General features: G+C 62.0%; 8 protein-coding genes and 1 pseudogene. All 9 read left to right on the top strand.

Annotated elements, in window-relative coordinates:
* The first annotated feature begins 537 nt into the window (after window positions 1-537).
* The 9 genes and pseudogenes from VNX23_RS28215 (at window position 538) to VNX23_RS28175 (ending at window position 8,241) form a co-directional block, all read left to right on the top strand.
* On the top strand, window positions 538-768 hold the full coding sequence (locus VNX23_RS28215) for a hypothetical protein (RefSeq protein WP_325634855.1): 231 nt from the start codon (window positions 538-540) through the stop codon (window positions 766-768).
* Between the two features lie 592 nt (window positions 769-1,360).
* On the top strand, window positions 1,361-1,930 hold the full coding sequence (locus tag VNX23_RS28210) for a hypothetical protein (RefSeq protein ID WP_325634854.1): 570 nt from the start codon (window positions 1,361-1,363) through the stop codon (window positions 1,928-1,930).
* A 10-nt stretch (window positions 1,931-1,940) separates the two neighbouring features.
* A pseudogene (locus VNX23_RS28205) lies at window positions 1,941-2,735 on the top strand (AAA family ATPase); the annotation flags it as partial.
* 197 nt (window positions 2,736-2,932) lie between these two features.
* Window positions 2,933-3,052: a hypothetical protein gene (locus tag VNX23_RS28200; protein ID WP_325634853.1), complete on the top strand. Its 120-nt coding sequence runs from the start codon at window positions 2,933-2,935 to the stop codon at window positions 3,050-3,052.
* Between the two features lie 6 nt (window positions 3,053-3,058).
* Window positions 3,059-4,858: an AAA family ATPase gene (locus VNX23_RS28195; RefSeq protein ID WP_325634852.1), complete on the top strand. Its 1,800-nt coding sequence runs from the start codon at window positions 3,059-3,061 to the stop codon at window positions 4,856-4,858.
* Between the two features lie 28 nt (window positions 4,859-4,886).
* On the top strand, window positions 4,887-5,888 hold the full coding sequence (locus VNX23_RS28190; protein WP_325634851.1) for an SEL1-like repeat protein: 1,002 nt from the start codon (window positions 4,887-4,889) through the stop codon (window positions 5,886-5,888).
* A 127-nt stretch (window positions 5,889-6,015) separates the two neighbouring features.
* Window positions 6,016-6,690, top strand: coding sequence for a DUF4189 domain-containing protein (locus VNX23_RS28185; RefSeq protein WP_325634850.1), 675 nt, complete (start codon window positions 6,016-6,018; stop codon window positions 6,688-6,690).
* A gap of 164 nt (window positions 6,691-6,854) precedes the next feature.
* Window positions 6,855-7,667 (top strand): cyclic nucleotide-binding domain-containing protein, encoded by an 813-nt coding sequence (locus VNX23_RS28180; RefSeq protein ID WP_325634849.1) that lies wholly within the window; start codon window positions 6,855-6,857, stop codon window positions 7,665-7,667.
* Between the two features lie 388 nt (window positions 7,668-8,055).
* Complete coding sequence (locus tag VNX23_RS28175; protein ID WP_325634848.1) at window positions 8,056-8,241, top strand: hypothetical protein; 186 nt, start codon at window positions 8,056-8,058, stop codon at window positions 8,239-8,241.
* Window positions 8,242-8,280: the final 39 nt, after the last annotated feature.

Below are 8,280 nucleotides of genomic sequence, written 5' to 3'. Positions count from 1 at the left end.
GCTAGTAGTCGTTCGGCCGAATTTGCGTATCGCATCGGATCGCCTCGACACGATTCCAGATATTCCGCCATCGACATGTCCGTTTCGCTTCGCGCCTCGAACGATCGCGCGAAAGCGTTGAACAAAGAATCGTTGTACATGATCCCTCTCCTCATAAGGTCTGCTGCATCGCTGTAACGCGCGTCATTACTTCCACGTCGTCGAAGCGTTGCCTGTACCCGGCCCGCGAATCAGCATCTGCACATAGCTCCATTGGACACGCGACCGACTTCATGAGGCAATGCAATAGTTGTGCTAGATTTCCGCGATCGCGAAAAAATCATATGTTTTGTGTGGGATGTAGCTATCCCGCAACATTCCCTGGCACCTGTGGCGCTGGGCGAGCGACTGTTAAACCTTTGTTAATGAATCGCCTCGTCCGGCACCCGAATGGGCGAGTTTGGGGATCGAGCGCGCCAATACCGCGGCATACCGCTTCACAAATCCGGCATCGGCGCGGCGCAGTGACGCGGCATTGGAACTAGTTCATCCGCGCAATTGCTGAATGAAGCCATTTTCAGCCGCAGCGGCGACTTCCCAGGCCCTCATGCAGACGCCTGGCAGGTTCATTTTCGCGACCTCGTCGGCAGCGGCTTTGTGCGACTGCTGACAAACAAGGGCGGGAAGCCGACGCCGCGTGGCTTCTTGCTGTTCGATCACGCCGGCGGCACGGTCAAGTCGAGCATTGGCGGTGCTGAGAATGACGATCAGTTCTACTTTCGTCGATGACTTTTCGCCATTTGAGGATGCGCTCGCGGGCAGCGCATATCGAGGACAGGCGCCGCAAGCTGCTCCCCTGCCCGACCCTGTTCGCTCGCCACATTCTAACCTTCGACGCAGCTTGTCTACTCAAGGCCGAACGGCAGCGCGGTCAGGCGATGTCGCTACGTTTCGGGTGAATTGCGGCCGAGAAATCCGATAACCGGCCTCGCTTGTTGCGCGCGCGCCACCCGAGGAACCGCCGCCACGTCCCAAAACGGCCAACGAACGTCTCACGAACGCTCCCGAGCGCCCGACAGACGACCGGGCTCACAGTTGAAGCGACTGCAGAGGAAGGCTTCGCAAACCGCCTTCCTGCATGAATTCCTTACCCGAAACGCGGGCGGTCACGATGTGCGGCACGGCCCGGCCCGCGCCGCGATCGAAGCGCGCCGGTCGGATCGTGGCGACGGTTGGCAGGAGCTGCGCCTAATGTGCGCGGCGTCACAGTGCGGCGGTCGGCTTTTGATAGGTTTGACCCCGTTGAATAACTTTCCGCCCCATGGCCGCTTGGGTAAGCTATCCCGTGAGGAGTGGGGCTGCCAACGCGAAGGCAGGGGCAATGTCCGAACAAGCGCAGACGCCGGCGGCAAAGAGCCGGCCCGAGACGCCCGGTTTCAGCACCAGCGTCAGGCCCAGCCGGCGTGCGGCCCTGGTCGCCGCGGTCGGGGGCCTGCTCACGGTTGCGGCCGTTGGACTAATCTTGAAGAACGCCGACATCAACTTCGTTTCGGGCGATCCGGCGCAGCCGGCCGTGAACTTTGTTGCCCAGCGCGACCTGGGCGAAGCGGCTACCACCCTGACGCCCGCGGCGGCGGGTCCGCTGGCCGAGGATGCGCAGCGCTGCAAGATTCCGCTGGCCTCGATGACCATCGCCAAGGGTACGGCCGCGATTGGCAGCACGCTTCGCATCCGCTCGGGGAACTACGCCTCCCCCTATTTCACGGTCACTGAGAATATGCAGCGGATCGCGGTGCCTTATCCGGCGCCCTATGGCGCCGGCGCCGGCACCTTTGTGGTTGAAGGCAATGCCACCGGTGCCGTCCTGGGCCTGACGCCGACGCGCGTGCTGATCGAGCTTCCCGGCTCGCAAAGCATCCCCGTCGTCTGGCGCGCCGTGAACCCCTGTTAAAGACCTCGCGATGAGAAACCTGTTCAAGGACCAGCAGATCCTCGCCATCATCATCGGCGGCGTCGGCGCCACGATGATCACCGCCTGGATTCTCAATCCGCAGTCCGGACCGGCGGGATGGATCAAGGGGCTCTCTCCTTCGACCCAGCACATGCTCAGCGGCACGCTGATCGTGCTGGTACTCGCTGCGATCGGACTTTTGGTGTCGGTGGCGGCATCCTCCTATGCGCGAGCCGGCGCGCTGCAGCCGGCGCCGCGCGGCGGCCTGGCCGAAACCTTCCAGATGCTGTTGGCGCCCGAACGGGAAATCCCGGACTCCGCGCCCAACAAGGCAATCGAGGAGCTCGAAGCCATGGTGGGTCTGGCGCCGGTCAAGCGCGAGGTCAACGGCCTGATCGCGCGGCTGCAGGTTGAGCAGAAACGGCGCGCACAGGGCCTCACCTCGGCGCCGCTGAGCCTGCACATGGTGTTCACCGGTCCACCGGGCGTCGGCAAGACCGAGGTGGCGCGTGCGCTCGGCGACATCTATCGTGCACTCAAGGTCTTGCGGGTCGGACATCTGGTCGAGGTTCAGCGCGCCGACGTGGTGGCGGGCTATATCGGGCAGACCGCGCCCAAAATGCTGCAGAAGTGTAGCGAGGCGCTGGACGGCATTCTTTTCGTCGACGAGGCCTACACGCTGGCCGGCACGCCCGGTTCGGGCGCCGATTTCGGCAGGGAAGCGATCGAGGCGCTCCTGAAGTTCATGGAAGACCATCGCGACCGGATCATGGTGATCGTCGCGGGCTACCCCAACGAAATGCGCCGCTTCATCGACACCAATCCGGGGCTGGCCGGACGGTTCACCAAGGCCATTGACTTCCCGCGCTACAGCGCTGACGAACTTTGTGAAATCCTCCGCCGCATGGCGGCGCGGCAGCATTTCACCCTGCCTGACGGTTTTTCGGGGCGCCGTGGATCAGCGAACGCTCGCGCGCCGAGGACTGGGCCAACGCGCGGGAGATGCGCACGCTTCTGGAAAAGTCGCGCGAGGCGCAGGCGCTTCGGATCGCCACCGATCCGTCTGCCGATCTGTCGCGCATCGAAATCGTCGACCTGTTGAAGGCAACCGGGCGCGGTTGAACGGCCATGATGACCACCGCGCTGACGATCCTGTCCATTGTCGCCGCAGGCTTCAGCATGACCTTTATCGCCATGCGCCTGGTGCAGCAGCACGATCAGCCGCAGGCGAATACGGCCGATTTGGTCCGCCCCATCGCGATCACCGACGACGATGAAACGGCGGGAGTTCCTTCGACGGATGCGGCGCTCGCCAGACTTGACGCCATGGTTGGGCTTGCTCCGGTGAAGCAGGAAGTCAAGGCGCTGGTGGCGCGCATGCAGGTCGAACAGAAGCGGCGCGATATGGGTCTCGACGTTTCGGCGCTCAGCCAGCACATGGTGTTCACCGGCCCGCCCGGCGTCGGCAAGACCGAGGTCGCCCGCCTGATCGGCGAAATCTTTCGCGGACTGAAGGTGCTGCGCAAAGGCCATGTCGTGGAGACCGACCGTGCCGGTCTCGTCGCCGGTTATATCGGGCAGACCGCGATCAAGACGCTCGACAAATGCCGCGAGGCGCTCGACGGCATCCTGTTCATCGACGAGGCCTACAGCCTCGCCGCTTCCGCCGGCCTCGGCGCCGATTATGGCAAGGAGGCGATCGACACGCTGTTGAAATTCATGGAGGACAATCGCGACCGCATCGTCGTGATCGTTGCCGGCTATCGCAACGAAATGCGCCGCTTCATCGACAGCAATCCGGGCCTGAGCAGCCGCTTCTCGAAGACGGTCGATTTCCCCTCTTACGATGCGAGCGAATTGTGCGAGATCTTCCGCCGCATGGCCGCGCGCCAGCAATTCGCCCTGCCTGCAGGCTTCGAGGCCAAGCTCAGGCCATGGATCGAGGCGCGCTCGAAGGCAGATGATTGGGCGAATGGGCGGGAGATGCGCACGCTCTTGGAGAAGACGCGCGAGGCGCAGGCGGTGCGGGTGGCGAACAATCCTGCGGCCGACATTTCGGTGGTCACGATCGAGGACGTCGCTCAGGCCACAGGCCAAAAGGCTGAAGACGACCGGGGTTCGGCGGCCGCAGCGCTCGAGAAGCTCGACGCCATGGTCGGCCTTGCGCCGGTCAAACATGAGGTCAAGCGCCTCACCGCGCGGCTGGAGGTCGAACAGAAGCGGAGAGAACAGGGCCTCCCCGTCGCCGCACTTAGCCAGCACATGGTGTTCACCGGACCGCGCGGCGTCGGCAAGACCGAGGTGGCGCGCGTGATCGGCGAGGTTTTCCGCAGCCTCAAGGTTCTGCGCAGGGGACACATCGTGGAGACCGATCGCGCCGGCCTAGTTGCGGGCTATGTCGGACAGACCGCGACCAAGACCCTCGACAGGTGCCGGGAGGCGCTCGACGGCATCCTGTTCATTGATGAAGCCTATACACTGGCCGCAGGCACCGGCGCCAGCGGCCACGACTTCGGCAAGGAGGCGATCGACACGCTGCTCAAGTTCATGGAAGACAACCGCGATCGCATCGTCGTGATCGTCGCGGGCTATCCCAACGAGATGCGCCGCTTCATCGAGAGCAATCCGGGACTGGGCAGCCGCTTCACCAAGACGGTGGATTTCCCGCCCTACGGCGCCAGCGATCTCTGCGAAATCCTTCGCCGCATGGCGGCACGCCAGCATTTCTCGCTGCCTGAGGATTTCGCTGCAGCGTTGACGGCGTGGATCGAATCCCGCACCAAGGCGCCCGATTGGGGCAATGCGCGTTCGATGCGCACGCTGCTGGAAAAGGCGCGGGAGGCGCAGGCCATCCGCATCTCCACTGATGCGAATGCGGATCTGTCGCGGATCGAAACGGCTGATCTGCTGGAAGCGACGGTCAGCTGATCATGGGAAGGATGTCGGAGACCTTGTCATGATCCCGGTCCATTCGAGCTGGCTCTCAGCCCACGGCAAGCTCTGGTATGACGACAAGTGGTATCGGCTGGCGTGGATCGTCTTTCCCCAGGCGCTCGCACTTCTGGCCATGCTGTGGTTCTGGGCGACGCCCACGGCGAGCAAGAACGCGCAATGGGCAAGGCCGGTCGATCCTGCCCAGCGCGTCAGCCAGTTGCTTGCGGTGCGCGATGCGGCCAAAACCAGCAAAGTCGCGATGGATACGCTGGAGCGCGACGCGCGCGGCGGCGAGATGGTCGCCGAATTTTTCTATGGAACGCTGTTCGACCCGGATTTCAAGCTGAGCACGATCGTGCAGCCGGATGCATCCAGAGCCTATGACTGGTACGGCAAGGCTGCCGCCCAGGGCCACGAATCCTCGCTCAACAACCTTACGCTCGCCTTCTATTCGGGAAAGTTCACCCGTGTGGACCATACCAGAGCCTGCTTCTATGCCCGCAAACTCGGAACCGATTCCTTTCCCGGTGGACTTCTTGTCAAGGGCGACTGTTACGCCCGCGGTCTTGGCGGTACGCCCATCGACATGGTGCAGGCCGCCAATGCCTATGAGACCTCGTCGGCCAAAGGAAATGCGCGCGCTGAAGCGACGCTTGGCTATTTCTATGAGAACGGGCTCGGCGGCAAGCCAAGCAATGCCGAAACAGCGCTCAAGCATTATCGCGCCGCGGCCGACAAGGGCGATGCGCTCGGCCTTCACAATCTGGGCGCAGCCTACAATTCGGGCGTGCTCGGCCTGCAGCGCGACGGTTCGGAAGCCGCCCGGCTGATCACGCGGGCGCTGGAGGCGAAATACGAGGTAACGGTACAGTCGCTGACCAGCCATCCCGAACTTTGGAGCGCGGACTTCTGGCAGAACCTGCAGCGGCGCCTCGAGGAGAAGGGACTTTACTCGGGGCCGGTCGATGGCCATCCGAGCCCGGCAACCTTCGATGCCGTCAAGAAGCTTGGAAGCAGGACCTGAAGCGGCTTGGTCGAAAATCCAAGGGAGCTTTGGCTTCCGGCCCTTGTGATATGCCGGAATTCTTGGAACATTGCGGTCACGCGATACCGACGAAAGGCCGGAAGTTGACTTGAAGTTGACTTGGACAATGCGAGCCGTTCGACCCTTTGCGTTATCGTTTGCAGGGGCGATCACGACTTCTCTGATCGCAGCCGCGCCTGTTCGAGATGCGCTCGCCTCCGAGACGTTGTTGCGTCCCCTCGACGGGCTTGTCATCGCGCAGACGTCGATGAGTTCTCCCGATTCGCCGCCGCCGGCGCCAAGCCGCCCGGCACCGGCTCCCATCCCCGCGCCGCCGAAAATGGACGACGTCCCGCCGAGCCCCGTTCCCATTCCCGCACCGCTGCCGAGCCAGCCGAATGCGGCCTTAAGCGACATGCCGTGGGGCGCGGTCGGCTTCACCGCCAATGGCTCCTACTCCTCGAACTGGAAGATGGCCTCGCAAGCGGAGGCCGAGGCGAAGGCCGCCAAGGGATGCGCGCAATTCGGACGCGGAGCCTGCCAGGTCGTGAGCTTCTCCGGCCAGGAATGCGTCGCCTGGCAACTTTCATCGGATCATACCGGCGCCGGCGCTGGAACCTGTCCTTCACCGCCGGCGGCCCCACCTACCCCCAAGCCCAAAGTGCCGCGATCGGGCGCTGCAATGCGGAGGAAAGGTCGCAGGGTCGTTGTCAGCCCCGCACCGCTGGATGCGCCGATGGCCGATAGGACGACCTATTTCTCAGAACTCACCATCTCCGATTTTCATCGCCGCAAACCCTGATTGCGCTCCGGCTTGAAGGGCTGCGGCCAGGCGCTCCTGGAGTAGAAGTTGATCGCAGGCATCTGGACCGGTACTAACTCCTTCAATCCGAGGCTACCTGCTGTCGTGTTTCAGACGGCGCGCGATTTATGGCGATTACCGGCAATTTTGTGCGGGAGGATCCGATGACGAGTGCAGACGTGTCGACGGTTCTAAACCGCATCCTCGACACCGCCGCGGAAAATCTCAGGGTCGCAAAGATCCTGATCCAGCTCGGCCTTGATCCGAACAACGTCACCTGGGAGGCGATCTTCAATCGGTTCCTGGAGATCTTTCTCGCCAACATCACGCTTGCCAACCTGTTCGCGCTGATCGGCGCGATCTTCTTCGTCGCCACCTTGCTGACCCAGACCATGGTTCCCTTGCGGGTGGCCAACATGATCGGCTGCGCATTCTACGCAGGCTTCGGCGCGCTCACAGGAACCATCACGACATTTCTGCTGTATCTTCTGCTGATCCCCATCAACGCCTGGCGCCTGCGACAGATGCTTCATCTGGTGAAGATGGCGCGCACGGCCACGCAAGGCGACACTTCGATGGAATGGCTGAAGCCGTTCATGAGCGAGCGTAAATATAAAAAGGGCGATGTGCTCTTCAAAAAGGACGATGTCGCCAACGAAATGTTCATGACCATCACCGGAAAATTCCTGGTCAAGGAAATCAATGTCGAATTGCCGCCGGGAAACATAATGGGCGAGCTCGGCTTCCTGTCGCCCGACAACCGTCGCACGGCGACGGTGCAATGCCTGGAAGACGGCCAGGTGCTGACGATCACGTACGAGAAGCTGCTCGAGATTTATTTCCAGAATCCGCAATTCGGCTACTACTTTCTCGTCCTGACCAGCCAGCGCCTTCTGGAAAACATCGCCCGCCTCCAGGCCGAGGTCGCGCAGAACAAGATCGCGCTCGAGGCAGTGGCCGCCGGCGGCGAGAAATAGCAACGCGGCGCGCAGGTGGATCGGCACGCGCAGTCATTCGCGCTCGTATCTGGAACGCCGCCAGATGTGAAGTGCGGGCGGCTCATCAATTGAAGGTTACGGAGCTAGTCCGCACCATCTGGCTGCCTCCAGGGCTCGAGCTCGTCCGGACACCTCCCCGTGGCTGGTAATGAAAAATTTGCCCTTTCTGTTTTCGGAATAGCAACGCCGTTGCGGCAATATCGTCTCGAGTAAGAGCGGATGTCTTGGGGCATGATCCGGAAAAGTGGAAACCAGTTTTCCGAAAAAATCATGCTCAAACAAAGAGATGCGATTCTAGTTAATCGCATCATGATCCGGGGCAATCCGCTCTTTCAGGCCATTGAGGTTTACCCTTTCAGGAGGGGCGATGTATTTTGTAGCCGGAGCCCTGGTCGTCCTCTCGGGCCTGTTTTATGCCGCCTCCCACCACGAGATCGGCTCGTTTGGCAATACGTTGTGCAGCTATGGCGGCACGTTTTGCGACAATCCGTCCTATGTGTTCGTAGGTGCGATTCTCGCGGCGCTTTGGGGCACCTTCGTCAGCATCCGCTGAGCAACCTGATCCAAAGTATTCATTTCGCTTAAGTATCGC

This window comes from Bradyrhizobium sp. (genome assembly GCF_035570375.1).
Lineage (GTDB): Bacteria > Pseudomonadota > Alphaproteobacteria > Rhizobiales > Xanthobacteraceae > Bradyrhizobium.
This window is presented reverse-complemented; position numbering and strand designations above follow the sequence as displayed.